The 25,034-nt window shown below is 48.8% G+C and carries 23 protein-coding genes; 10 read left to right on the top strand and 13 right to left on the bottom strand.

Annotated features, from left to right (window positions below; translation table 11 throughout):
* Positions 1–409 precede the first annotated feature (409 nt).
* Positions 410–1,585 (top strand): endonuclease/exonuclease/phosphatase family protein, encoded by a 1,176-nt coding sequence (locus PJI16_13680; GenBank protein MDT3778612.1) that lies wholly within the window; start codon positions 410–412, stop codon positions 1,583–1,585.
* Positions 1,586–2,144: 559 nt separating this feature from the next.
* On the opposite strand, the gene PJI16_13675 is transcribed toward PJI16_13680, so the two are convergent.
* Both PJI16_13675 and PJI16_13670 read right to left on the bottom strand, forming a co-directional pair.
* Entirely contained in the window at positions 2,145–2,342 is a 198-nt protein-coding gene (locus tag PJI16_13675; GenBank protein MDT3778611.1) for an AMP-binding protein, read from the bottom strand.
* Between the two features lie 124 nt (positions 2,343–2,466).
* Positions 2,467–4,011 carry a multicopper oxidase family protein gene (locus tag PJI16_13670; protein ID MDT3778610.1) on the bottom strand — a complete coding sequence of 515 codons (1,545 nt, stop codon included), beginning with the start codon at positions 4,009–4,011 and terminating at the stop codon, positions 2,467–2,469.
* Positions 4,012–5,042: 1,031 nt separating this feature from the next.
* On the opposite strand from PJI16_13670, the gene PJI16_13665 reads away from it, so the two are divergent.
* Entirely contained in the window at positions 5,043–5,795 is a 753-nt protein-coding gene (locus PJI16_13665; GenBank protein MDT3778609.1) for a hypothetical protein, read from the top strand.
* A gap of 48 nt (positions 5,796–5,843) precedes the next feature.
* On the opposite strand, the gene PJI16_13660 is transcribed toward PJI16_13665, so the two are convergent.
* On the bottom strand, positions 5,844–6,581 hold the full coding sequence (locus PJI16_13660; protein MDT3778608.1) for a hypothetical protein: 738 nt from the start codon (positions 6,579–6,581) through the stop codon (positions 5,844–5,846).
* 1,135 nt (positions 6,582–7,716) lie between these two features.
* Here PJI16_13660 and PJI16_13655 point away from each other — a divergent pair.
* Positions 7,717–8,460: a hypothetical protein gene (locus PJI16_13655; GenBank protein MDT3778607.1), complete on the top strand. Its 744-nt coding sequence runs from the start codon at positions 7,717–7,719 to the stop codon at positions 8,458–8,460.
* 63 nt (positions 8,461–8,523) lie between these two features.
* On the opposite strand, the gene PJI16_13650 is transcribed toward PJI16_13655, so the two are convergent.
* The 4 genes from PJI16_13650 to PJI16_13635 form a co-directional block, all read right to left on the bottom strand.
* Positions 8,524–9,921, bottom strand: coding sequence for a hypothetical protein (locus tag PJI16_13650; protein MDT3778606.1), 1,398 nt, complete (start codon positions 9,919–9,921; stop codon positions 8,524–8,526).
* Positions 9,921–10,472, bottom strand: coding sequence for an RNA polymerase sigma factor (locus PJI16_13645; protein ID MDT3778605.1), 552 nt, complete (start codon positions 10,470–10,472; stop codon positions 9,921–9,923). Before PJI16_13645 ends, PJI16_13650 begins: the two co-directional genes overlap by 1 nt.
* A gap of 254 nt (positions 10,473–10,726) precedes the next feature.
* A complete protein-coding gene (locus PJI16_13640; protein MDT3778604.1) occupies positions 10,727–11,566 on the bottom strand; it encodes a hypothetical protein in 840 nt (279 codons plus the stop codon).
* A gap of 194 nt (positions 11,567–11,760) precedes the next feature.
* Positions 11,761–12,240 carry a hypothetical protein gene (locus PJI16_13635; protein MDT3778603.1) on the bottom strand — a complete coding sequence of 160 codons (480 nt, stop codon included), beginning with the start codon at positions 12,238–12,240 and terminating at the stop codon, positions 11,761–11,763.
* 147 nt (positions 12,241–12,387) lie between these two features.
* Between PJI16_13635 and PJI16_13630 the strand changes: the two genes are divergently transcribed.
* A complete protein-coding gene (locus PJI16_13630) occupies positions 12,388–13,071 on the top strand; it encodes a class I SAM-dependent methyltransferase (protein ID MDT3778602.1) in 684 nt (227 codons plus the stop codon).
* A gap of 339 nt (positions 13,072–13,410) precedes the next feature.
* Here PJI16_13630 and PJI16_13625 read toward each other — a convergent pair whose 3' ends face one another.
* Positions 13,411–13,548, bottom strand: a complete 138-nt coding sequence (locus PJI16_13625) for a hypothetical protein (protein ID MDT3778601.1) — start codon at positions 13,546–13,548, stop codon at positions 13,411–13,413.
* A gap of 79 nt (positions 13,549–13,627) precedes the next feature.
* Here PJI16_13625 and PJI16_13620 point away from each other — a divergent pair, with 79 nt between their 5' ends.
* Positions 13,628–15,145, top strand: a complete 1,518-nt coding sequence (locus PJI16_13620; protein MDT3778600.1) for a class I SAM-dependent methyltransferase — start codon at positions 13,628–13,630, stop codon at positions 15,143–15,145.
* Positions 15,146–15,163: 18 nt separating this feature from the next.
* Here PJI16_13620 and PJI16_13615 read toward each other — a convergent pair whose 3' ends face one another.
* Positions 15,164–16,099 (bottom strand): Ppx/GppA phosphatase family protein, encoded by a 936-nt coding sequence (locus PJI16_13615; GenBank protein ID MDT3778599.1) that lies wholly within the window; start codon positions 16,097–16,099, stop codon positions 15,164–15,166.
* A gap of 243 nt (positions 16,100–16,342) precedes the next feature.
* On the opposite strand from PJI16_13615, the gene PJI16_13610 reads away from it, so the two are divergent.
* The 5 genes from PJI16_13610 to PJI16_13590 all read left to right on the top strand — a co-directional run bounded on the left by PJI16_13610 (position 16,343) and on the right by PJI16_13590 (position 19,982).
* Positions 16,343–16,615, top strand: a complete 273-nt coding sequence (locus PJI16_13610; GenBank protein MDT3778598.1) for a Fe(2+)-trafficking protein — start codon at positions 16,343–16,345, stop codon at positions 16,613–16,615.
* 226 nt (positions 16,616–16,841) lie between these two features.
* Positions 16,842–17,402, top strand: a complete 561-nt coding sequence (locus tag PJI16_13605; protein ID MDT3778597.1) for a YqgE/AlgH family protein — start codon at positions 16,842–16,844, stop codon at positions 17,400–17,402.
* Between the two features lie 90 nt (positions 17,403–17,492).
* The gene (locus tag PJI16_13600) at positions 17,493–18,764 is read left to right on the top strand and encodes an AmpG family muropeptide MFS transporter (GenBank protein MDT3778596.1); all 1,272 of its coding nucleotides are present in this window, start codon (positions 17,493–17,495) and stop codon (positions 18,762–18,764) included.
* A gap of 70 nt (positions 18,765–18,834) precedes the next feature.
* Positions 18,835–19,131, top strand: a complete 297-nt coding sequence (locus tag PJI16_13595; protein MDT3778595.1) for a transposase — start codon at positions 18,835–18,837, stop codon at positions 19,129–19,131.
* Positions 19,128–19,982: an IS3 family transposase gene (locus tag PJI16_13590; protein MDT3778594.1), complete on the top strand. Its 855-nt coding sequence runs from the start codon at positions 19,128–19,130 to the stop codon at positions 19,980–19,982. The genes PJI16_13595 and PJI16_13590 overlap by 4 nt, the downstream gene beginning before the upstream one ends.
* A 142-nt stretch (positions 19,983–20,124) precedes the next feature.
* Here the strand turns inward: PJI16_13590 and PJI16_13585 are convergent, their stop codons facing one another.
* Genes PJI16_13585 through PJI16_13570 form a run of 4 tightly spaced genes read right to left on the bottom strand, consistent with a single transcriptional unit; the run spans position 20,125 to position 24,798 of the window.
* Complete coding sequence (locus tag PJI16_13585) at positions 20,125–20,544, bottom strand: hypothetical protein (GenBank protein ID MDT3778593.1); 420 nt, start codon at positions 20,542–20,544, stop codon at positions 20,125–20,127.
* A 4-nt stretch (positions 20,545–20,548) separates the two neighbouring features.
* Positions 20,549–20,968 (bottom strand): hypothetical protein, encoded by a 420-nt coding sequence (locus tag PJI16_13580; GenBank protein MDT3778592.1) that lies wholly within the window; start codon positions 20,966–20,968, stop codon positions 20,549–20,551.
* 17 nt (positions 20,969–20,985) lie between these two features.
* On the bottom strand, positions 20,986–21,798 hold the full coding sequence (locus PJI16_13575) for a DUF1295 domain-containing protein (protein MDT3778591.1): 813 nt from the start codon (positions 21,796–21,798) through the stop codon (positions 20,986–20,988).
* Between the two features lie 57 nt (positions 21,799–21,855).
* Entirely contained in the window at positions 21,856–24,798 is a 2,943-nt protein-coding gene (locus PJI16_13570) for a DUF748 domain-containing protein (protein MDT3778590.1), read from the bottom strand.
* Positions 24,799–25,034: the final 236 nt, after the last annotated feature.

Raw genomic sequence — 25,034 nt, 5'->3', positions numbered from 1 at the left:
TAAAAATGTCCTGCGACGAATCCTCGCCTCTCACTATCACCCCGATCAAACCGATGCCCCTCGTGTCTGACTTGCCTCGGCCACACAAAGGATAGCCTGTGGGGCATGTATTTCTTCCGGTGTGAATCGCTGCCACCCAAATGGAAAAGGCCCACCGCACTCCGTAGACTTCTTTCATTTTTGGTGGCAATTATATTTTTAGAGATTATTTCGGACTCCAAGAGCAGCATGATCAGCAATTCACCAGGGACAGCCTTAGAATAATGTGAATGCATGTGAAGGGCACTTGATTTTTGAGCTGAGGAAGGTACAGTAGGAGTGGTTACATCGTTGGGGCTCTAGTCTCTAGTTCGTCTAAGGACCTAGTAGTTATGGATAAGAGTTCTGGCATAAAAAGGAGTTGTCAAAGATGGCCATACCAAAATTCTTGATGAAAGGGCTCTTTTTACTTGGCATTATATGGATGGTATTCGGGCATGAGTTTTCAATGGCAGAAGGTTTTACACCAAGAGAAGAATGTTCTCCCGCCCAATCGGAACTATCGACACCTGTGCCCTGTACCGTTCGGTTCCTATCGTACAATGTTCACGGAATTTCTCCGATCCTGAATTCCATGTATGTCGGGGTAGATGTGAGAAATGATGATACCCGAAGTGGCCTGATGGCCTGGTTGCTCATGGATTATGATTTCATATTATTACAAGAGGATTTTGAATTTCACCGGCAAATTGTCGATGAATTTACTTATGAGCTCATAGAACAGGGGAACGGGCCACGTATCGCTTTGGCCCCACTATGGCTCGTAACCCTTCCCATTAAAATCGTCAATGTTGGTTTTCAGTTATTTAATAGTCCCGGTATTCCTTTCCGTGTTCCCTATGGCTCTGGGCTGACGATAGCTTCACCCTACTATAAAGCTGTGGAAGGGGGAGTCGCACAGGTACCGCTTCCAGATTGTGAGGGATGGTTTAGTAGAAAAAATGATTGCTGGTCGACCAAGGGGCTTCTTCGAGTGCCGGTTCGTCTCCCGAATGGCGCAGAATTTGATGTGTACAATACTCACCTTGATGCCGGAAGAGATGAGAAAGACCGATCCGTCAGAAAAGATCAGCTTGATTTTATTGCAGACTGTATCAAAAAATTATCGAAAGATCGGGCCTTCATTCTCGGGGGTGATTTCAACTCACAATATGACCATGAGGGAACCGAGGCCTCAGGAGAAGACTACCGAATTTTAAAACGCGATCTCCTTGATAAGTTGGCTCTCAATGACAGCAATGCACGTCCAGAACCCAATGGATATTGGAAAAATCGAGTTGACTACATTTTCTTTCGAGGAGGTCAAGGGGCAAGGATTGAGTTAATCGACTCTGGATCGGAAGATCAGCGTTTCCGGCATCCTGTTAACCGAGGCAGACAAGCTCCTAATGAAAAGTACGAAGATCTTCTCAGCGACCACCCTGCCATTCGCGCGGAATTCAAAATCTTACCCTCGCCAATCTCCGCTCATACTTCACGGGGTGGGGAAATAGATTCGTGTGCAAAGAAACAGCCTGTCGAGAACGATATGGAAAGGATTTGGTGAGTGAGACCAAATGTTGTCGTTATAAGGAAATTAACCCTATAGGGCACCTCAAAAAACCCGTAGTTTTAGGATCTCCCTTTTAGGGCCTGTCAGGAGTTTTTAGAGATGCCCTATATTAAGTAAACCCAAAGTGATATTTGGCTCTGCCAGTTGATAATTTTCAAGCAACGATTTGCGCAAGTCGGCGGGGTTTGGAGACTACCGTTAAAATAATTATGAAAACAGGTTTTGTCTCGGATGATGGGACTTCCAGTATGGTCAAAAACCTCGAACTCGCTGTTTCTCTGGAAGGTATCTTATAAACTCAACGCTCCCTTCTCACTTATTTGTTCCCTGTGTCTCGAATTCCTAATTCTCCAGTGCTCGTGAGCGGAAATTTATTGAGGAAAAAGTAACGGACTGGATTCTTCTAATTCGCTAACCGGGTTGAGACATATTCCTCCAGATTGCGTTCGGATGGGACTTCCGAAGGTGAACGGGACATTACCCATGCCACCGGCACTTGGCCATCTGTTTATCAGGAACACCGACCAATACGGAAGGATGAACAAGAGGATGTTCATCGATCAGATTCTCGACCTCCATTGGAGCAATATTGGATCCCCCGCCGGACAATAATCAGTTTTTTCCGACCGACAAACCAGACATAACTTTGCTCTTCGATGTATCCGAGATCTCCCGTATGAAGCCAACCGTCATGCAATAGTTCCCAAAAAGCCGTGGGATCATCCAAATATCCGATAGTGGGGCAGGGCATCTGAATCGCGTTTCGGCCTCTAGGCCACTGTGTATATAGACCCTCCCATCCGAACCAACAGAACTATCCACCGATTGAGTCGTTACCTTCGAATTAGAGCTATTGTGGGACTGAACGGTGATGGTTAATTATTGATCACTTCGACGACTGCCATCATGCCATTGTCCTCATGGGCACCAATATGACAATGCGCAACAAATTTGCCGACGATAATAGGATCCCGGAAATCAATGAGCACCTTGACTTCTCCGGGAACATCTCCTGTTTGAAATGGAATATTCACGGTATCCTGATGGCCGATGAACTCTTGTTGTACTCCGTTTATTTCCACTACTTGGAAATCAGTTTGGTGAATATGAAAGACATGAAATTCCTTTGTCACATTTTGTATCGTCCACTCTTCGATAAATCCAACTGGAACGGTAAAGTCCACCCGGTTGATATTGAATTGTTTCTCGTTCACAAAAAACGAGTTGCCGTCGTTGTCTTCGGAAAAGACGAAGGATCTTCGCTTGCCTGGTGGTATGGGCTGAGCGTCCCTGAAATCTTCTACAGGAGGCAAGTTTCTGGGAATTCTCATGGTATGATCGGGATGTCCTGATGAAACCAATGTGGCCAGCGTCGCCTCCGGATATTGGTCGCCGGCAGGCCCGGTGGTCAGCGCTTGGGTACGCAAGGTATAAATTCCAGGTTTTTCTCCTCTAACGAAAAACTCGACACGGGAACTCGGCGGCAATAAGATCTCTTCACGGCGCCATATTCTGTTCTGACGATTACCATCCCTGGCAATTTGAAAAAATTCATGCCGGTCTAGCGTCAATTTGTAATAAATGTCGGGGCCAATATTTCCGACCCTCCAGAACTGCAACTCGCCGGGACGAATTTTCATCCGCGGGTTAACGAGACCATTCACCATGCGTGTAGTACCGGCATTACTATCTATTTGCAGTGGAATGGTGCCTTCATCGGTAATCTGGATGTCCTTAAGAAGAAGGATTTGTTCCTGGATTCCCTTTAATTCCGGGAAAGGGTCCAGAATGCCGTCTACAATAAGTCCTCCCGACATTCCACTCATGATTTGGAATTCAGTGTTCCCCCTCGTTGGCGCATCGGGGTTAAGTTGGGGCAAATGTCCATGCGGGTGATACCAATACAATCCCTGAGGATGGTTGTCCGGAACGGATATGCTGTAATTGAATTGCCCGTCAGCCGGGACTTGCATGAAAATGTCATCACTGCCGGGTTGTGGGGAAACATTCCATCCATGGGTATGGAGATTGGTATGTTCCAGAAGATCGTCGGACAATTTGTTAATCAGGCGTAGATAGAGAGTATCGCCGGGATTGACTCTTAACGTCTGGGGAATATACAGCCCATTATAAGATCGCAGCAGAACGTTTCGGCCTGCCACAACTTTTTCATGTCGGTTAACAACCAGCTCTGTATCGAGTATTCCGCCAATGCTCGACTCCTGGGGAGGATTGGCAAATTTTGGCTGAGTGGTTTTGTCGCCCTCGCCATTATGATGTCGATCCCGATCATGATGTCGGTCCCTATTATGATGACGGTTTTCAAATTCGAAACCGGCTGACGACGAACCCGCAACAAAAAAAATCAGCAGGAACAATAACTGCACATTGTGTAATACTGCTTGTCTGGGATTTTTCATACACGTTCTCCTTTCCCAAGGCCATGCAAAGCATTATTCCCTTTGTGAGAAGTCCCGGATTTTCGAGCCGCCGTGTTACAACAATGCCCGTCAACAAAAACGATCTGAACTTATATCTCCAGATTCCTTGCTCCCTTCCCCTACGCACGTCCATGGAAAGAAAATAAAAAGTAGATCAATAGAATACAGCTTTGGGAATGTCAAGTTGACTGAGGCTTGACGGGCAAGTGTGCCGTAAATCCAACACCCCTCTATTGGGGTATTTTCTAATAAGAAAGCTCACAAGTAACCAGTGCCAGTTCGCGTTTGAGCCGAATTCTCGATCGTGAGCGTCCCGATTTCCGGAAGGTCTATAATTCCGCACTCTGCTCCATACTCTGTGCCCCTTAGCGGCACCATCGCCTTGGTATCACACCATTGCAGCTAAGATCCCGGGTAACTTTCATCACGGCGCCATCCGATTGACATGTGAGGTGAACGATCTCCTGCCCACACTCCTGGTTCGTACGTCCTCCGTTTCTCCCTGATCTACCTCACCACAAATGAGGCTATTCCAACCCCCCTGAAAGACAGGAGAAAAACCGGAAGGGATAGAATAGTCTTTGGCGCAGGAAGATCAAAAAACTGATGAATGAATCTTGTTGAAGAAGTTAGAGAGAGTTTTTCAGTTCGTTCACGTAGTGGAATCGCTGGACACCATATCACCAATTTCCCAAAAGAAACCTAGATTAGGCCTCCCTGCTTCCATTATTCGGCTACATTCATTCTCTGGCCATTTAGACAAATCCTGGCTATATTAAAATAAATAGCTGGTAAGGCCCCTACTACTCCCTCGAAATTGGATTGCCTCGGTGACATAGAAAGCCAATTTTTTGCTCAATCCCACTCTGCCAGAAACCAATTTTCGAAGAACAGGCAGCAAGTAAATTCGTGAGAGCATTAGCAGAGATTGGAAAAGATTTCATGTCGATTCCTTATCTTCATGAATCTCCGGGTATGGGAAACCTACTCCTTACTCGTGGAGGTCTTGTATGGGGTTGTTAAAAAAACTAGGAGGTATGTTCAATCGCAGAAAAAGAATATCCACCAATCCCCTATATGAGATTGTTCTGACTTATTTACAAAAAGACATTCATGCCTCACCTCATGAATCCATTCAAAACCTTTCTGAAGCATCGAAGGAGAAGATCCTTCAGGAAATTTACAATGTGACAGAAACCCTATGGCAGGCTCCCGATAGAGTATTGGCCAACCGCGAAGGGTTGCTTGAGTCCATGTTGCACCAGGTGGATTGTGAAATATTTATGATTGAGCCTGGCCATAAGCTGGCCGGTTTCAATGGTATTTCTGGCCAATTGAAACACTTCCTGCCTGAATTTGCCCAGAAACGCATAGACACTGGTGAATTAGACTGGAATCAAAAAACGAGCCCTACCAAAGATGAGGCCAATAAGTTGGTGTGGGGTAAATGGTTGAGGGCCAATCAATACTGCAAAATATTCAATGAAATACGGCTGTATTTAAAGGATTATCATACCAATCAGGAGCGAGACTGGTTCTTTCCTCTTCAATGTGCCTCGGCAGCGTTTGCAGAATATAATTTTCGCAAAGAATATGGGCTCACACAGATCATTGATGGTGCTCGAGCCCAACAATATGGTTCCTTTCTTGAAATCGTTTCCAAAGGCCACAAAGACCCCTTAGAAGAATGGGAAAAGACCTATAATGAATTATTCCCCTTCCCCTCTTCGTATTATGCTGAGTCTAGGAATGGGAAAGACTAGGTCAATAACTGACGGTGAGGCTATGGTTTTGGTTTATGAATGGGTGCCCTAACCACCGCGTCGCGAAGGGGGTATGAGGTGACGGCGGGGGGCAGGTCGGGAAGGGAGACCTTGGGAATCGGATGTCACAATGATGTCTCCTATGGAAAACTTTCCATTGACCCCATCATCATTCGTCATATCCCCAAACCCGATTCTGGGTATTCCCACCCAGTCATTTCGTTTCAAAGCAAGTTTCCCATCAACATAAAATTGGGCAAATTTTCCGACCTCAACCCTTAAAGTGTAGGTGTGGAATTTGTCGGTGGTATCCATCGCAAACTTCCTTTTTTCGTCTCCCCATCCAATGGCATCCTCGTCAAAGAAAATCATATGGCTGCGTGGTTCTTCTGCGAACGGACCGGCAGAGGTATCGATAGAACCATAAAACATAATGCCCGAATCAAGAAAATTATGGGGTTGCTCCACCTTGTGCACTTGCAAAGTAAATTCTATTGAAAATCCTGATTGGAAGTCCAAAGGAATGTCCCTGTAAAACCACATGAACGCTTTCCCTGGAAGTTGGTCGGTAGCTCTGAGGACTCCAATCGTGTTGAGTGTTAAATGACTCCCATTTGTCACCACGTCCAATGGGCGAACAGCGTTGGTGGAAACCTCCCACCCTTGCTCTTCTGGTAACTGGGAACCCTTCAATGCGGTAATCTGTTTCGACTGCACTCCTCCACATCCGGAAAGGAGGAACACCATGACAAGCGAAATTTGCCTAGTCAACTTTCCAATCGTCATAACACCCCCCTTTGCAAGAAGGCTCACCAAGAAGGCAAACGTACCGGAGATAGCCCTTTGGTTCTTACTGAATTGAAAATCACGGCAGCGTTTCATATGCCCTACTATGCGTCCATTTACCACATGTCCCATAGATAGCCTCAATTCCCTAACTATTTCAGATAGGAGGTACGCACGTTTAAAAATCGCCCCATTCGCTTTTGGAAAAGGAAGAAGATTGTACTATAGATCGCACAGATTAAAAATGAACATTTTCCTAGGGAGACGGGCATTGAGATACCCGACGCTCCTCACAATCCCTTAACCTATTCCTGTCGAGAAACAGGCAGGGCACCAATCAGTTCTAAATTTTTTCTCTAAACCCTCTGCGAGGAAGCAGCCAAATCTAGAAAAGGATATTCATTGAATCGTGGTTGGATAAGGAATGATGTAACCGTACCTGCAACCATTTTCACTCTATAGTGGTTTTAATTTACTTTCATTCATGGTCTCCTGTTTTACTCATACGGAGGGTGCTGATGTTCTCGTGCATATTCAGCATATTAATAGGGATTTGCGAACTACTGGGTCACCTGAGCCCGGGCGAACGGACTGCTGACCTGGATAGACACCTCCGTTTTCTTGGAGGGGAAGGCTGGGATGAAATTTCCTTCCGGATCCAGCCCTACCAGACTTCCGCATTGATCTCCATTCACCCACACTTTTTGGGATAGGTACCGGCATGGGCAGTGGAGACCTGATGTGTTCCCGTACCGAGAAAACCCGCTCCCACAAGAGCCTATAACCCGGCCAGCGCTCCACTAACCACCAAACCCCACCATCGTTTCCTGCCATTTGTAACGTTCATGTTCTACCTCCTTCTTTGCAGCGGCCCCATGCCGCTCCACAGGGGGGGGTATGGCAGGACTGTTAAAATCCTTTCAGAAAAATTTCTGAAACACCGAAAAATAGAGCAACCATGAGAAAAATTCACGAATAAATTGATACGAGGGCAACCCTTTCCTTTCCGTCCTGCCTTTACTTAAAACAGAAAATGAAACCAGATTTGAAAAGGTGTCCGGAATTTTTAAACTATTTATTAATAGGATTTCTTAGTTAGGATTAAAGGGAAGACGGGCCCAGAAAAGGGAATAGAATGAGAATTACAATTTTGGTGTTATTTTCAGTTTTTTTCTTTTTTAGTTATGGGCCAGCGGAAGCTGAATGGCAAACCAAGGAAGAATTTACCAAATGGATGACCTATTATTACCTTAACCCAGAACCTGAAAAAATTTCTTCGGCAATTCAGTATTTGAGCGATCAGAATATCCTTGATGATACTAAAGCATTTCCTCCTACTTTTGGTTTTCTATCCGGCATTTTTAATGCAAATGAAAACCAAGTCACTCAATGGATGGAGACTTTCAAAACATTGCCGGACTCCAAGTATAGGGTAATGGTGTTAAGCCTCTGGTATGCCAATTTCACCAACTCAAAAACAAGGGTGCATGGAATTCTTCAAAAACGACAAACCCTCACGGATGATCTCAACATTCTTTTCGAAAATAATCCCATGTCAGTAACTGAAATTCCTCTTGAAAAAGGCGCTTGGGTTCTTGATTCATTATGGGGAAATTTCATGGCGACAGGTAATAAAGAACCTGTTGCAAGAATTATCGAAGCACTTCCCTGGTTTGATGTGAAGGGAGATTGGAATCGTTTGATGATAGGTAGAGCAGCAGCCTGGTCATTAACTTCAAATGCCATTCAACACAAAAAAGTAATTGATATTTGTGAATTGGAAAGAATAAACCAGACACAAGACATAGCTGACAAATTGGACATAATCGTCACCACTGCAAGAAAGAAATTACTGACAAAAACCTCAACGGATTATTAAATGGGGACATCGTCCCTACCATTCTTGAAATAATTATCAATTTTTTGGCGTAAATTTTTATAATCAAAAAGAAAGTCCTAGACTGAAAGGCTTGTCCTTCGAATAGTTTCTTTCTACAACAAACACCGCACCTCCCGTCCGTTCAATTTGAAAATCTGACATATCAACTTCACTTTCCAGCCATTGGCTCAGGTCGTTAAGCGGCGTAGATGAAAGCAAAACGGTTAAAGAAGGAGCAATGGATTTGCTTGAGTTATCCGGCAATTGACTAAGTGAATATTCCACCCGTTGGAATGATTTCACCTTGATCCCCTCTTCAGCTTGTCCCCCCTTATCTGATTCCAAGGGTAAAAACTTCCGCCCATTGCCATTGCCCAACGGTGCCAATACATAGAGATACCCTGACACGTTTGGTTCTACTGCCAGTCGAATTTCCGACCAATTCCTCGTTATCTGTCGTATTTCCACCTCCTCATCTTTGCCCTCTTTCGTCTGTTGGACAAAGCTGTATCGGATCCCTCTGACACTGTGCATGGCTGCACCACCAGACACATCTTGCTCCAAGGGGACGGACAACGTCTTCTTTTTGGAAGCGGGTTTTCCGGATCTGGAAAGGCCTTCCTGAAAAGTCTGATCGTCCCTATCGTTATCGTTTTCATCACCAATCACTTCATCGACTAGCGAGCCACTTGCAGCATAAAACAGTTCCTGGACACTTGGTGGTAGTTCAGTTGCCTCATCCATAGTTTGATCGGCTATCCTGCCAGGGGCTGTGGCGTGCGGGACCCTTTCCGCTATCGGCACATCAGGCGACGCAGGAACCGAAAAAGGCTGAACGGAGCGCCCAACCTTAGGCTGAATCAAAGCCGATGGCTTAGGTGGGGATTGAGCCACTTGTTCATGTGCTCTTTGGCGCCTCATGGCTAGACCGCTTTCTCTCGCGTCGCTTTCCGATTTGGCTCTAACTTGACGTTCCCCCTTAATTGGCTCCGGCTGAGTCGGTTTGGTCTCCAGTGCCTCCTTCTGTAACGACGATGTAACTTCATCCGAAGGTTTTTGTGTCCGAAATGGGAGTTCCTCTCTTGATAAGGAATTCGCGGCTTCCTGCTCCTGACTGACCACCGGCCCCCATTCTTTTTCCATTTGCCACCCAAAGATAAGAGCCAGCCCCACGGCAGCAATACTCCCCGCCCAGGCAAGTGACGTGTGCTCCTTAAACCAGCTCACCCATTTCACTTTCTCATCCGAAACATCACCGGAACGCTCTGTTGCTTCTAGCTTGGCCAGAATGCGCCGGTGTGACTCAGGATCGGCGAGCATGACTTTCAAGGCTTCTTCATCGGCCAAGGCATCAAAGAGGACCTGATCGTTGAGGGCGGCCTTAAATAATTTCCGCTTTTCTTCGTCGGTCAGCGTATTGGTGGCATAGCCGCCAAGCAGATGTTCCCAGGATGTGGCCATTATAAATCCTTCTGTCCGATTTTCCTTTTGCCTTCAACAGCCTGATGGATGGTGGTCTCCCAGCGTCCTCCCAGGAAAGCGAGAAGTTGTTTTCGACAGCGGGAGTCCCAGGTATATATGGTGTTGATGGATCGCTCACCGAATATCTGTTGAATTTCTGGAAAAGTGTGGCCTTGAAGTTTCAACCGGAATAGTTCCCGGCAACGCTCACCCAGTTGCTGAAGCCCGTCGATCAATTGCCCTACCCGCTCTTTCTGCTCGGCCTGCACGGCTGGATCATCTCCAGGATCTGCAAGCGGCCGATCATCAATGGATTCCTGATGATATTCGCCCCGTCGGAGGTTTTTTCGATGGAGATCCAGCATTTTATACCTGAGAATTTGAAAGGTCAGAGGAACCAGCTCAGTTAATTCCGTGACTTGAGGATATTTCTCGTGTAGAACCATGAGAACCTCTTGAGCCAAATCTTCAGCCACATCCCTTGATCCACGAGATGTCGCAAATGCCACAATCCTTTCACGGAGTTGGCCAATGATCTGATCCCGGGCCATAGCCGGGTTATGGCCTTTTCCCGTTAATCACCAACGATTCAACCTCCGGACCTGTTTTTGCACAAGGATTTTCTGGCACAGGGTAACTCTCCGGAAGTCATACGGTTGATCCTGGAATGTGGCATTTCCATGATTCCTGAAGCTTCCGGATATTGTACCACTGGATGGAATGGCGAAGAGGAACTTGGAAGAAAGCACACACGAGCCTTAAGACAACCGCCGGAAAACCAGGAAGCTGACAAGAGCAAAAGGCTCTACACTTTTTGCACTTCGAAATACAGAAGCGCGTGGTCGGAATATTTCTTGGTCCACGCATCTCTTTTCTCAGGCGTGGTTTCTTGCGGCCAACCGCGAATATCGATGTGGGCGGACCCAAAGGCCTTGAACCGCAAATGGTCCGCCGCGACAACATGATCAAGGTTGCCCGGTAAGTAGGAGGACTTCGAACCCGGCCAGTAGGTCTCCGGATAGGACTTGTCAAGCACCTGCATCTTCCGGTTTTTCACCCGCCTCTGGAGACGTTGGACTTCTTCGTCTGCACTGACATCCTTCGAACTAAACGTCAGATTCATCCCCATCGTGTTGAGATCCCCCAGAAAAATATAATTCGCTTGGCCCTCACTGCACGATGCCTTATCCAGGACTTTTCGCAATTTGAGCGCCCGTTCGGTCTGATCATCCCGCAAGCCGAATCCTCGAGGTTCCGTCAGACTTTTTAAATGCAAAAACAACAGGGGATAGGCTTTCCCATCCACTTGAATCGTCAGCAAGGACCCGGGACGCAGAACAGATATCCCTGATTTAAATTCCAGCCGTTGAGTATAAAAACTCGAGAAGGTTCGCTTCACGCCTATCAGAATTTCCTGTGTTTGAGGCCCTTCCGTAATATGAAACTGGTAGTTCGGCATCACAGTCACGATGGTGTCATATACCGTCGAACCCACGACTTCATACACCGCAACCACATCGGCATTTTGTTGAGCCAGATATTCGATAATGGGTTCAACCGGTTTTTTCGGCTTCGCCGTATTTTTGGGCATCGCTCCGAAATGCTCCACATTCCAGGACGCAACAGAAAATGCTTTGGCCATCATCCCCTCCTCGGTGACGTGTGAAAGATCATGACATCCCCACGTTCGCCAGGTTGTATCATAGGTTTGGAAAAAGAGAAAGATCGATGTAGGGGGCCTAAACCTCTCCCACGCTCCCTAGAGAAAACAGGTCGGGTTGTTCAGTAGAGGGATTTATTGACCACAATCGGCTCGCAACAAAGGAAACGTTTCTCAACTCAAAGGGAAGTTAAATACGCCGCAATAAATAAAACGGCCAGGCTCAGACCTAAAATGGTTCGTTGCATCCAGACCACTTTGCCGGAAAACATGAGTGGCTGCGCCTCCTGCTGTTTGCCTTTCACCGAAGCACCGTAGGGATCGACAATCAGATCATGAACAAAGATGAGCCCTCCCACGACGGCAAAGACAAAGAGCTTGAGCATCATGATTAAGCCCCAACTGGTTTCAATACGAGCCGATCCGCTTTCATCCAGCAACTGGGACGCTCCGGTAAAGACCAGCGTCATCAAGCTTACCCACCCCACCATTTTAAACCGTTGGCCGACTTTTTTGACCATCTCAAGCGCATCCAACGACGGTAGTTTGGCTTTGCCTTCGGTCAAACTCGGCCTGACAACCAGCTGAACGAACATCCATCCGCCAATGAAGGTAATAGCCGCTAACAAATGAATCCACGTGACGATATAAGCCGGCATATAATTCTCTCCTAGAATTTTTGATTCATGGCCCAAACCTTGTCATGATACCCACTGGACCCGAGAAAGACCACTGAAGAAATGGTGATATTCTTTCATTGCCTGACAGAGATACGATATGGTTCTCTCAACAGCTGTGGAGGTCACATGAAGATGATTCGCGTTTCCCTATTCCCAAAATTTTCCAAAATATTTGTCCTGGGTCTTCTGACTCCGTTCGTCCTTGTTGGATTCATGGCCAGTGACTCCTCCTGGGCCGCGGAAGAAGACAAGGAGCGGTGGAATCATAAATATACAACCGAAAACTATCTATTCGGACGAGACCCCATTCAGTTTTTAACAGACCATGTCGACCTTTTACCCAAAGGAGCGGCCCTGGACCTGGCTATGGGTGAAGGACGCAACGGCGTCTTTTTAGCCACAAAAGGCTTTCAGGTCACCGGGGTCGATATTTCGGAGGCGGGCTTCAAAAAAGCTCAGGCCCTGGCTTCCGAAAAAAGCGTGACCATAACCACCCTGGTCGCCGACCTGGAACAATACATCCTTCCTCCCGATACTTTTGATCTCATTATCTGCACCTACTATTTGCAGCGGGACCTCTTTCCAAAAATTGCGCAGGCACTGAAACCGGGCGGGATGGTCCTGATCGAAACCTATACGGTGGATCATTTGCAATACCGCCCACAATTTAACAGGACCTTCCTCTTGGAGCGGAATGAATTATTGACCTTACTTCCAGGGTTTCGGGTACTGCGGTATCAGGAGGTCGATTCCGGAGAGGCCGCCTTTGCCAGTCTTCTGGCACAAAAGCCTACACAGACCACAAAATAATCATTGCTGGGACTTTGATTTCCCCTCCTCCTTCTGTAAGGAAAGGAATGGTTGTGGATCAAACAGAATAGAGGGTTCTTCGCTCTTTTTTGTGTGTCCCTAAAGGGTTTTCTTCCATGGTCCGACGCCTGCCGTCTGGCTCAAGGAAGGGACGCTCTCATCCGCTGGCGAGCCTCGTTTGAGCCCTTCGAAAACTCAGGACAGGCTCCGCGAGTTGGTCCGCCCTCCGCAGGCTGGCGTCCCTCCCCTCTCATGGGGCCAGGGCGTCAATGGTCTTGGGGCCTTTGGCCGAAACAAAAGGGCCTCGCCTGCCTGGACGAACCCCGGAAACACAGAACATTACGGTGGCACGCGAATTGTGGACACACCTGCGAGACGTTCACCTGCCAGCGCTTGTTTACTGGCAATCCTCAAGCAAGATATCCGATATACATCGTCAAGCTGTAAGGCCAAATCCATAAATTCTGAATGATCCATGGTTGCAGCCTTTTGGATCATTGGGGTACCCTGGCAACTTCTTTTGGTGTTTGGACTTCCATATAACGAATAGAAACCCATGACCCAAACCCACGCCTCTCAACCGACCGCCGATACCTGGGCCGGCGTTAGCCGCCAAATTTTAGAGGGGGACATCCTCAATCAACGTGCCTGGCGGATGCCGGACATTGTGATTTACCAGCATGCGCCGGATGAATGGTGGGTGGCCCCGCTTGATGAAGAGTTACCCCTGATTCGGCTCAATCGCATGGGCACAGCCCTGCTCGGCGCGATGGATGGACGGATGACCATTGGCGCACTCCTCAATCAATATGGCAAATGGGTCTGCAGCCCGACCCAACACAATGGTCGCTGGCATTTAGAACGGTGGGCTCAACCACGGTTTTCCTTAGCTTACTATGGAACTGAACCGCCTAGCGGACACAGTGCGGAAGCGAAATGGGATTTGTTGCTGCAAAAAGTGCGGGAAGGGTGGCATCAAAACGTCCAGGCTGAAACTGAAGATCATCTGTCCAAATTTCACGTTCAGGGTATTCAAGGACCCCATGGGCATTTTGAAATAATCGAAACCACCGTCTCGCATTTATTTCGTGAACCCTGCGAAGCCATGAACGGGCTTACCTATGGGCGGCTACTCGGCAAAACCCTTCGGCAAATGGGCTGGCTTTCTCCCAAGCCCAAACGCATCGTGGAAGTGGGTGCCGGCCTCGGGTATGTCTCGAAAGAACTAGCGAGGGAACTCTCGGCCGAAGAGCGGAAAGACATCCAGTACACCTTTCTCGATCTGACGGGCCCGTTCCTGGGTTCCCAAACGTCGCTGGCGCGAGAAGCAGGGTGGACGGCGACGGCCATTCAAGCCAATGCCGAACGAATGCCGTTGGCGGATCGTTCCGTTGATTTGTTGATCGACAATGAAAACCTCGCCGACATGACGCCAATCCAATTTACCGGGGACGAACTCCTCACGTTTAAAGGCGAGAATCCCCTACATGATGAAGCCCTGGACCTTATCCGGCGCATGCGTCTGCCGCTCCGTCCCCCCTTTCCCGACGAAGTCATTTTCAATTATGGCGCCATTCAATTTTTGCAGGAAGTCTGGCGCGTGCTGAAGCCGGGCGGACGGGCCATTCTGGTCGAATTCGGGATTGAAGATGATTGGCCGTCTCCCGTCAGATTGCCCGGTCATACTGAATATGAAGTGCAATTCAGTCATCTGCGCCATGTTGCGAAATGGCTGGGTTTCCGGGAACAATATTGCACTTTGCCACAACTGCTCGGTATGAAACGGGACATTAACGTCTTATGTACCGGCGCAGCCTATACCCTGAGGCGATTTTGCCGTGAATTGGAGAAGCCTTTCTCCGTTCGGGCCTACACCGAAAAAGAACTGGGCACGGCGCTTGGTGCGCTTCTCCCCAAACTCACCGGCCTGCATTACCATAACGTCTTGGACCCGGCCTGGTTCGGTCTCTGGGATTTCAAAGTCCTGTTGGTCGAAAAGCCCGGCGGTATGAGCATCGGACAACAACCGGCCTTCAAAGAATCCGGCGGCTTCCGCTGGTACACCCAGCGATAGGATTCATCCCCACCCTTCTCATCCCAAGTTTTTCAATTTTCCGGCTTTATCAACCAATATCCCTTCCCGAAGACCAAAATCGCTGACCAGACATCTGTCAAAGCCGAAGGTTTCCATGACTCTTCGGAGAATCACGGTGCCTGCCACGATGACATATTCCCGCCCGGGTTCAAGCCCTGGCATGGCCAAACGTTGCGGACCGGTTTTGGTGGTGAGATCCTGCTCCAATCCTTTGATGCTCGACAACGTTAACTCATAATTATGGACACGTGCCGACTCATATCTCGGCAATCCTTGAGACATCGCGGCAAGTGTGGTGACGGACCCTGCCGTCCCGACCAGCGGGATGCCTGAAAAGGTCCCGAAAGCTTTCGACACCTTGGCCAATTCCTCATCAATACAGGCTTCTGCTTGGTGAATCTCCTGGATTGTGGGTGGATCCAGACGAAGCACCCGCTCTAATAAGCGCACCACTCCCAGATCCAACGAAATGACGGCCGGAGCCATTCCGGAATGAGCCAGAATACATTCAGTACTGCCGCCGCCAATATCCAATCCAAAAAAATTTGCAATGGCGGGAGGCAGGCCAAAACGAATACCCAGCAAGGTTCGCCGGGCTTCCTCGTCTCCCGTTAAGATCTCCACTTCCCACCCGGTTTCTTGAGTGACACGGGCGAGAAAGTCCTTACGATTCTCTGATTCGCGCACGGCGCTAGTCGCCACGACTACGACTCCGTCGAGCGGATACTTGGTGGTCTTTTCTTTCCAGTCTATAAGTGTGGAAACAACGCGATCCATCGCGGCTTGTGATAACCGTTTGCGTTGGTCCACCCCCTCCCCGAGTCGTAAGATTCGCCGATCCGCATCAACAACCGTACACTCACCTGGTGGATTCACTTCTGCCACCAACAAGCGGCAGGTTAATGTGCCAATATCAATTCCTGCGAGTAACATGTTGTCTCTTCTCCAATCGTGACATATATCTCACAACTTCCCCTTCAAGGTAATTTCGTCCTGACTTGAACGAGACTGAAACATGGGGTCGACATCCATACCTGAAAGACACTCAAAAAACCAGGGCATTGAAATCCTTTCTGACTTCTTTTCCCACCCGAGATTTCTGTGTTAGGATTCCTGATTGTTTTGCCTATCAATGCTGATAGGCTTTCAGCTTATCACTTACAAAAGGAGAAAAGGATGGCGCAAATTCATTGCCGAAAATGCGATAAAGACGCGGACCCGATCACGGACAATCTTTTCATGGGAAAACTGGAAGAAGAAATTAAGCAGAAAGTCTGTCAAACCTGCTGGAATGAATGGGCCGGTCCAGGTGGGACGAAGACGATGGTCATTAATGAGTACCAGTTGAACTTGGGGGATGAAAATGCCAGGCAAACCCTTAAGACGCAGATGCGGACTTTTTTGAAATTGGATGACGCGACCGGTGAATTTAAAGATTACCGTCATTAATATATCAATATTTTCTACAAATTTCTGAAGGGTTTGGATTAGGACTCTTTTCACACGTAGTGCTACCTCCGGTTTTGTGAGGCACTGAGGACGGAGTTCAGAGTCTCATGATGCTTGAGGACCGGTTGGATTTCTCAGGATTGACGATGGTTCACGGACGACCATGCCGCCATTTTCCCAAGAAATGCCTCTTGATGGATCATCTGTGGCACGTTAGGATTAGACAATGGATACACCATTAGGCAAAGGGGTTTTCCTCATCGCCACTCCAGCATTGCGTGATCCCAATTTCCGCCAAGCAGTTGTGCTGCTTTGTGAGCATGGACCCGATGGCGCCCTAGGGGTTGTCGTCAATCGTCCGACGGAAATGAATATTGCCGAAGTCCTGCCCCAAGTTCCAGTGCTCGAAGGCCAGGAACATCGCGTGTATGCCGGAGGACCGGTTCAAAAAAACAGTTTGCTCGTCCTGTACCGTCTGAATGAAGAAATTGAAGATACCCATGCGGTTCTTGACGGGGTGTATCTCGGCGGGAATATGGAAACGCTGGAGCGCATTCTTGAAGTTCCCGGTGAACACGAATCGTTTCGGGCATATATGGGCTATTCGGGCTGGGGACCAGGTCAGTTGGAGTCTGAAATGGAAAGTGGCTCCTGGCTCACGATGCCTGCCAGACCCCATCTCGTCTTTGATGAGGATTCACAGGACTTATGGGGCGAGGTCCTTCGATCCTTCGGAGATGAATACACGATGTATGCGCATATGCCGGTTGATCCAAATTTAAACTAATCGAACCCCTGCCACGAACCGCATCCTCACCTCTCACAGACCTTCAGCCTAAAGAAGACCTAAGCCCATTTCTTTGATAAGGTCTGGTGTATGACCACCCAGCCCGAGCCGGATCATTGGCTCAAAAATTTCTGCCTTCTTCTTGCCAGTCCCAAAATGCTGGTCATGCTCTTGACCGGCTTTTCTTCCGGTCTTCCCCTCCTGCTCATTGGCTCTACCCTCAAATTCTGGATGCGGGAAGAAGGGCTCGATTTAACCACCATCGGATTTTTCGGATTAGTCGGCCTCCCCTACACCCTCAAGTTTCTCTGGGCTCCAGTTATGGACCGTCTCGTGTCTTCTGCTCTGGGAAGACGACGAGGATGGATGCTGGGCACTCAGATAGCTTTGATGATCACCATCGCCTCACTCGCGTTGACTCAACCGGCAATTCAGTTATCAACCCTCGCGGTCTTGTGTGTCCTTGTGGCGTTTTTTAGTGCCAGCCAGGACATCGTCCTGGATGCCTATCGCCGTGAATCCCTCTCTAACGAGGAACTCGGCATTGGATCTTCCATGTTTATTTATGGCTATCGCTTGGGAATGTTGGTCGCTGGAGCGTTGGCTTTATTTCTGGCAGATCAGGAGAGCCTTTCCTGGAATGCGGTCTATTTCATCATGGGCGCCATGATGAGTGTTGGCATTCTCACGACATGGTTTGCCCCGGAACCCACCATTCCCGCACCACCACCAGCGTCCTGGCAGGAAGCCATCACGGGTCCGTTTTTGGATTTTTTTTCCCGTCCGGGCGCTCTCATCATACTGTTGTTTATCCTGCTGTATAAGGTCGGGGATAGCATGGCGTCAGAAATGCTCTCTCCATTTATGGTGGATCTCGGCGTCTCGAAAACCGACTATGCGATGATCGTCAAGGTTTTTGGCATGATTGCATTAATGGCAGGCGGATTGATTGGGGGTCTCGTGGTCTATCGCATGGGGATTGTGCCTTCTCTTTTTATTCTGGGATTCCTCCAAATGATTTCAACAGCGGGGTTTGTCATTCTCGCCTATACCGGCAATCACCTCCCTACTCTTACTGCCGTCATTGCCATTGAAACCATTTCCAGTGGACTGGGACAAACTGCGTTCGTGGCCTTTATGGCCAGCCTCACCAACAAGCGTTTTACCGCCACACAATATGCCCTGTTGACCAGTTTCATGGGGATTCCCCGCGTCTTTGCCGGTTCCACCACCGGATTTCTGGCCACCTGGTTGGGATGGGAAGGGTTTTTTCTTCTCTGTACCTTAATTGCGCTGCCCGGATTATTCCTCATTCCCTATCTCCGGCGCTTGGAAGAAAACAACCCATCCCTTAATAGGTAATAGGTGATCTTCCCCTGGAATATCGGACACCGAGTTAAGAATTATATAATAATTCGAAACGAGGTGTTGAATGAAGCGAACACGCAGGCATCACAGTCGGGAATTTAAGCAGGAAGCAATCGCGTTAGTGGTGGAACATGGCTACAGTTGTGCGGCCGCTGGGCGAAGTTTAGGCGTGAGTGGCGCGTTGATTGGGCGGTGGAAGGACGAACTGGAAACCCATAAGGCAGAAGCTTTTCCCGGACAAAGGAAACGCCCCACCGAGCAACAACGGATCCATGAGCTCGAATCGGAGAATCGTCGGCTGCGGATGGAGCGCGACATCTTAAAAAAAGCTACGGCCTTCTTTGCCAAGGAAAGCGCATGAGATATCAATTTATTGCTGAGCAGAAGAAGGCCTGGCCCGTCACCCTCCTGTGTGGCATTCTGGACGTCTCTCGAAGTGGGTATTATGACTGGACCGTGCGTGACCAGAGTCAGCACGTGTGCTCGAACCATCAACTAGATAGACGGATACGCGAGATCTTTGCTGAGCACCGCCAACGGTATGGTGCGCCACGGATTACGAAGACCTTACGCCATGAGGGCCTCAGGTGTAGCGAAAACCGCATTGGCCGCAGGATGCAGCTACTGGGGCTGAAAGCCATTCAGGCGAAGAAATTCAAAGTCACCACTGACTCGACTCATTCAAAACCAGTGGCACCAGACCTGCTCGAACAAGACTTTCGCGCGGAGGCTCCGAATCAGAAATGGACCAGTGATATCACCTATGTCTGGACAACCGAGGGGTGGCTGTATCTCGCGGTGGTGATGGATTTGTATTCACGAGCGATTGTGGGATGGTCGATGAACCGACGCATGACGCAACAACTGGTGTGTGATGCCCTGAGCATGGCTTTGTTCCGTCGTAGCTTCCCAAAGGGCACCATCCTCCACTCTGATCGGGGCAGCCAGTATTGCTCAAAATGCTACCAGCGATTGCTGGCGAACAATCGGTTGCGTTGTAGCATGGGGCGAAGGGCGACCTGTTACGATAATGCCGTCACAGAAAGTTTCTTTCACACGCTGAAGGTCGAACTTGTTCATCGAATGCGGTACACGACACGGCGCATGGCGAAAGTCAGTATTTTTGAGTACATTGAAACGTATTACAATCGGCAGAGAAGGCATTCGGCTATCGGACATCAGATCCCGATAGTATTTGAACAGGCAGCTTAACTCTGTGTCCGGTGTCGTGGGGGAAGATCAAGGCCCTGTTGAACTCGCCAAGATAAAATTCTCATAATCACAAACAACAAGATTCCCTAATATCCAAAAGAGGATAAAAGACTCCTCATGGGCAGCATCCGCCCAGTGTCAGTTAAAACGGCCAAAACCAGAAATGGGGGTTATCGGGTGGGGGCTGAATGACCGAATGATCAAAGGTCAAATCCGGTCGCAACGCCACATGTAAAATATAGGTGACCCCTTCACCTCTCCCCAAATTCATGGATGGCACGACGGGCAACAATACACGAAGAAGCCAACCAAAATTTACCCGCATGGTCTTGCTATCTCCATATCGGTAGCGAAAGACCATTCCGCTGGCTCCTTCCTCAATCTCATCAGGAGCTCCTAAGGCCGTGGCTATATCCTGCATCGTGCTTTTTCCTGGCACCAACACTTCGAGAGAATCGGCCACCAATGGATCATTCACCACCACACGACGAAAGTCGCAGCCCGACAGGGAGAAAAGCAACAGGACTCCAAGAATTCCAGCTTTTCCAAAGACCCCATCCATTGCCCTACTCCCCAAACGGCCAGATTTGAAATTCCACATTCTTGGTCCTATTGCCAAACACCACGTCATCCACGATCCCTTGAGGATTAAAAAATACCCAGAGATGATCACTGCCAATATTGAGGCGAGAAAAAAACAGCAACCACCCCAACTTGCTGTCAAAGCGGCGGTAGTGAAAAATCTCATGGCCATTTGCCTGGACAATGTCATCAGGGGCGCCAAATTGCTGGGCGACTTCTTGGCGATTCGTGATGCCTTTCTCAATCGTCTGAAGCCCATCCTCGGGAAAAGGCTCACCCACTTCTCCCCGGACAAATGCACAGCCATGTGCCAGGGTCATCAATACCAAAAGACCGGCCAAAACCAGAAATCCTCGTGGATTTTTCCAACAATGTCTAAAGCCGGCTTGAGAATCCCACAACATAGTTCTCCTCCTCTTTTTTATGACTTGTTTCGTCTGGGCAGCCAGGGAAACAATTTGTTCGTGGTTCGTTGATAGAGGCGATACCCTTCCCCCCTGCTGTTCATAGCCTGAGCCTCGGCCAAAGGCACTCCTGTCACCCATAAGAGTGACGACATCATGAGCAAAGGCCACACGATAGCCATCCATGCCCCTGGCAGTCCAACTGCCAACGGAACATAGGCACACCACTGTAGGATTTCAAAAAAATAATTCGGATGACGGGAATACCGCCACAACCCTGTCTGTAAGACCTTGCCCTGTTTCGTCGGATCTGAGCGGAACCGTTCAAGTTGAATATCCGCAAGAGCCTCTCCAAAGAAGGCCAGCAAAAATATCCCGAGGCCCAGAAAATCCCAGCTTCTTACCGCCGATTCGGGATGGCCCATAATCCAGCACAGGAGAAATCCAAAGAACAGACAAACAGGAACTTGCAGCATGAAGTACCAAAAGATTCCGATCGACTCCCATTTGCCCAGCACTGCCCGAATAGTTTTATACCGAAGGTCCTCCGACTTTCTCCAAATGCGATTCTTCCACAGGTACCAGCCCAACCGGCAGGCATATGCACCCCCCATGCTCACAACGAGAGCGCGTCGCCAAGGACTGCCCTCGCCCTCTATTCCGCAAACAAAAACGACAAAGCCAAATCCCAAACAAAATCCCACATCCGCTAATGAGGCATTGCCCACTCGCAAATGTACAAGCCACAAGCCAACGAAGAGCACCAGGAGGATACCAGCAATCGGATACCCAAGCGGCAGAGTGAGGATATTCCAGGGAAGCGGATTCACCTTAAATCAGAGAAAACACGATCAACACCACGACCATGAGAATCTTGGGAAAGGGACTCACTTCGCGGCTAAGGCCAAAGGACTCCGAACGGTTTGCTCTTCCGTGAGGGGACTTAGGTTTGGTTCGAGGAGGAACAATCGGTCACCGGACACCTTTCCTTCCTGGATGAGAAATTCTCGAATGCCTTGAGCCCGTTGCTGAGCCAGGAGACGAAGCTGCTCATCCTCCACCTTGATCGATTCAAGGAATTTTGATCTCATCTGCTTAAGTGAAGGAATGGCTGGAGCTTTCCCTTCCGAAGAAGAAGCCGGAGTATTGGGTTGCGCTCCAAATTGCTCGGCATACACCTCTGCGAGCAAGCGCCCTTCCTCCTCTAGACTTAGTTCAATCTGTTCGAGAGACACCCCCTTCGTCGAAGAAGAGGATCCCTGAATAAACTTTCGCTTTTGCAGTTGTTTCAACAATTGACCTTCAGCCAAACCCTGACGATCAACCTGAGGGTCGGCGGCCCCGGCAATGTCCAGTCTCAAGGCCGGTCGATCGGCCAACGCCTGACCAAGCACATTCAGCTTTTCTTGCTCAGCAGGAGACAACTGGGCATTACCGGCAGGAAAGGCCACATATTGCAGATCATCACCACTGCCACCCACCAATCCTCCGACCATGGCAAAAGGAGAGGTGGCAACTTTCGTCAAGAGATTCCCCAAGGCATTCCAGATGACGCCTCCGTAGCTGAAATCCGGCTCATTCAAATTACCGCGAACCGGCAAATCAATATCGATCTGTCCTTTGCGGTCTTTGAGCAAGGCTAAGGCAAGAGGAATCGGCAACGACATGGCATCCGGATTCTCGACCTTTTTTCCCATCGTCAGCTGGTCAATCAACACTTTATTGGCACCAACCAGAGTCTTTTCAGAAACTTTATATCCGAGATCCAACGATAGCTTCCCCTTCGTGATGGGATACCCGACAAAATGGGCTGAATAGGGAGAGACAGTAGGAAGATCAAGATTGTTGAACGTGAGGGTCACATCCGTATAGGCCTCTTCACTCAAAGGATTAATTTGCCCGGCAATCTTGAATGGGGAATGTTTATCAATCGTCCCTTGTAAGGCGACATCGGCTTTGGCTAATTGATCCGAAGATAGCTCTTTAATGGTGCCGGTCAGCCCCTCAATGTTCGTAACGACATTGGGGGAAATCGATCGATCCGAAATACGAGCCATGAGGTTGGTGAGGGTGACGGCCTCAATTTTGACCGGAGTCGGTGGCTCCCCGGTGGTTTCTGCTTTTGGTGGCTTATCGTCTGCCGTCGTCTCTTCTTGAGACACGGGTCCTGGCGGGGAAAACAACCGCTTGAGGTTTATCCCTCCGTCCTCATCAATCAAGAGGACGAGTTCAGGGTTAGTCAACTCGATTTCCTGGAGTTTGACCGAAGTCGGTTCGATTTGAAGGTTTAACTCTTTGAGTTCCAATGCCTCCCACGTGAGAAAAGGTTTGGTCTGCATGGGATCGTCAAGAGCCAATTTTGACACTCCCATCCCTCCCTCAAACGTCACCATCGGTTGAGTCTTGTGCCCCGCCTGATAGTGCGTCTTTCCCCGCAACATGAGCGCGCCATCACCGACCTCAAATTGAACAAACGGGGCGACATAGGGTTGAAACGGCTTGAGGGCGAATTCGGTCAGCGACAAATCCAGCGCAACTTCCAAGGGGTCGATCTGGAGAGTTCCTTGCAAGTTGGCCTTTCCGGTTTCATTAAGCTGAAACGAAAGATCAATAGGAAGAGGCCGATCCATGGCCATAGATACATCCGAGGTGTGAAAATGCAACATGTCCAATAGCAGTGTGACAGGGTCTTCGGGCTGGCGATCCTCGAAATCAATCGTGAAGTTATCCAAGGCAAGATCCTCAACAACCATCTTCCAGGAATTGGCCGGGGAGGTTTCCGGTTCAGGAGCGGTCTGACTTTCAGAACCCACGGGTGAAAACAGCGTGTGATAATTCACCACCCCATCCTTCCCGACCCATCCAGTGAAACGGGCATCCCGAGACTGTATCGAAGTGATGCGCAGGTCCTGTTTGGCCAAGTCAACCGAGACGCCGTTGACCTCAAAGAGCGGAATCGTGAGTACGGGAGTAATGGTCCCTTTCTCCTGAATCTGTAAATCCTGAATCCTCAAACTTCCCCCATCGACCAGCACATTGACCCCCTGGTCTGTCGTAGACAATCGATAATGCCCTTTCACGGTCACTTGTCCTTGAGGAATCTGAAATCGAACCAGATCCTGTATGTAGGTCCAGAGCCTGGGAATTTGATAATCTTCAAAAACCAAGCGGCCTTCGGACTGAAATGGTTCTAGAGTGATCGTCCCTTCCCAGGTAATTTTCTCCCCTGCACTGCGTTCGGCTGAGAGTGAATAAGAATTAGTCTGACCTTGTTGCGTACTAAAATCATCCAATGTGAGATTGATTGGCACGAAGTGCGCCACAAATGGGGTGGGACGTGAATGATCCCGAAATTCCACCATTCCCTGTTGAATGGAGATATGCTCAATCCTGACCGGAGGCAAGGATTCCGATTCTTGTGACGGGTTATCGTCAAGCTGGGCCTCTGAAGAGGAGCCTAATTCGGCCAAATTCAAGGACCCGTCGGGACGAACCCATGCCAATCCATAAGGAAGCTTCAAGCGAATTTCCGCAAAAATGTAGGCTCGCTTCCCTAGGGAAGCGGCCGGTTCGAAATCAATGAACAGTTCATTAAACCCCAGCAAAAATGATCCATCCTGTTCCTGAATATCAAACCCTTCCACCTGCAGCTTAAATAGAAAGGGATTAAAGCTGGCATCCTTGATCGAGACTGGCCGACCCAGTTGCTCCGATAACCTGGGAGGAACCTTCGTGGTAATCGCCCAGGGAATCACCAGAAAACCTACCAGAGTATAGAGAAGGAACAGTCCAGGAAGGATAAGCAGAAGAATCTTGCCAGTTTTTCTCATGATTTCGCTTATTTTCTCATGGAAGAAAACAGAAAGGAGAAGATTGAATCAATTAAACCCAAGTAAAATTTGACACGAGCCATTCTAGATGACTTCAATTGGCTGGACGTATCGATTCATGATAACGACCTGCCTCTTTGAGAGCTAGTATGATCCATAGAGTCTCGGGATTCCTTCGGCATTCCCTACCCACGGAGCCGACCTTGATAGGGCCTGTTTGCCCATCGGGGGAGTTC

Origin of the sequence: Nitrospira sp. MA-1, from assembly GCA_032139905.1 — a bacterium.
GTDB lineage: Bacteria > Nitrospirota > Nitrospiria > Nitrospirales > UBA8639 > Nitrospira_E.
The sequence above is the reverse complement of the archived record's forward strand: the minus strand, read 5'-3'. Positions and strand labels throughout refer to the sequence as shown.

Excerpts from the sequence above, each read along its gene's own strand:
- PJI16_13650 (MDT3778606.1), bottom strand. The coding sequence starts at position 9,921 with ATGGCCACATCCTGGGAACATCTGCTTGGCGGCTATGCCACCAATACG.
- PJI16_13630 (MDT3778602.1), top strand. The coding sequence starts at position 12,388 with ATGAAGATGATTCGCGTTTCCCTATTCCCAAAATTTTCCAAAATATTT.
- PJI16_13600 (MDT3778596.1), top strand. The coding sequence starts at position 17,493 with ATGACCACCCAGCCCGAGCCGGATCATTGGCTCAAAAATTTCTGCCTT.
- PJI16_13680 (MDT3778612.1), top strand. The coding sequence starts at position 410 with ATGGCCATACCAAAATTCTTGATGAAAGGGCTCTTTTTACTTGGCATT.
- PJI16_13660 (MDT3778608.1), bottom strand. The coding sequence starts at position 6,581 with ATGACGATTGGAAAGTTGACTAGGCAAATTTCGCTTGTCATGGTGTTC.
- PJI16_13625 (MDT3778601.1), bottom strand. The coding sequence starts at position 13,548 with ATGGATCATTCAGAATTTATGGATTTGGCCTTACAGCTTGACGATGTA.
- PJI16_13655 (MDT3778607.1), top strand. The coding sequence starts at position 7,717 with ATGAGAATTACAATTTTGGTGTTATTTTCAGTTTTTTTCTTTTTTAGT.
- PJI16_13640 (MDT3778604.1), bottom strand. The coding sequence starts at position 11,566 with ATGATGGCCAAAGCATTTTCTGTTGCGTCCTGGAATGTGGAGCATTTC.
- PJI16_13605 (MDT3778597.1), top strand. The coding sequence starts at position 16,842 with ATGGATACACCATTAGGCAAAGGGGTTTTCCTCATCGCCACTCCAGCA.
- PJI16_13590 (MDT3778594.1), top strand. The coding sequence starts at position 19,128 with ATGAGATATCAATTTATTGCTGAGCAGAAGAAGGCCTGGCCCGTCACC.
- PJI16_13595 (MDT3778595.1), top strand. The coding sequence starts at position 18,835 with ATGAAGCGAACACGCAGGCATCACAGTCGGGAATTTAAGCAGGAAGCA.
- PJI16_13675 (MDT3778611.1), bottom strand. The coding sequence starts at position 2,342 with ATGCCCTGCCCCACTATCGGATATTTGGATGATCCCACGGCTTTTTGG.
- PJI16_13645 (MDT3778605.1), bottom strand. The coding sequence starts at position 10,472 with ATGGCCCGGGATCAGATCATTGGCCAACTCCGTGAAAGGATTGTGGCA.
- PJI16_13670 (MDT3778610.1), bottom strand. The coding sequence starts at position 4,011 with ATGAAAAATCCCAGACAAGCAGTATTACACAATGTGCAGTTATTGTTC.
- PJI16_13570 (MDT3778590.1), bottom strand. The coding sequence starts at position 24,798 with ATGAGAAAAACTGGCAAGATTCTTCTGCTTATCCTTCCTGGACTGTTC.
- PJI16_13635 (MDT3778603.1), bottom strand. The coding sequence starts at position 12,240 with ATGCCGGCTTATATCGTCACGTGGATTCATTTGTTAGCGGCTATTACC.
- PJI16_13580 (MDT3778592.1), bottom strand. The coding sequence starts at position 20,968 with ATGTTGTGGGATTCTCAAGCCGGCTTTAGACATTGTTGGAAAAATCCA.
- PJI16_13610 (MDT3778598.1), top strand. The coding sequence starts at position 16,343 with ATGGCGCAAATTCATTGCCGAAAATGCGATAAAGACGCGGACCCGATC.
- PJI16_13665 (MDT3778609.1), top strand. The coding sequence starts at position 5,043 with ATGGGGTTGTTAAAAAAACTAGGAGGTATGTTCAATCGCAGAAAAAGA.
- PJI16_13615 (MDT3778599.1), bottom strand. The coding sequence starts at position 16,099 with ATGTTACTCGCAGGAATTGATATTGGCACATTAACCTGCCGCTTGTTG.
- PJI16_13620 (MDT3778600.1), top strand. The coding sequence starts at position 13,628 with ATGACCCAAACCCACGCCTCTCAACCGACCGCCGATACCTGGGCCGGC.
- PJI16_13585 (MDT3778593.1), bottom strand. The coding sequence starts at position 20,544 with ATGGATGGGGTCTTTGGAAAAGCTGGAATTCTTGGAGTCCTGTTGCTT.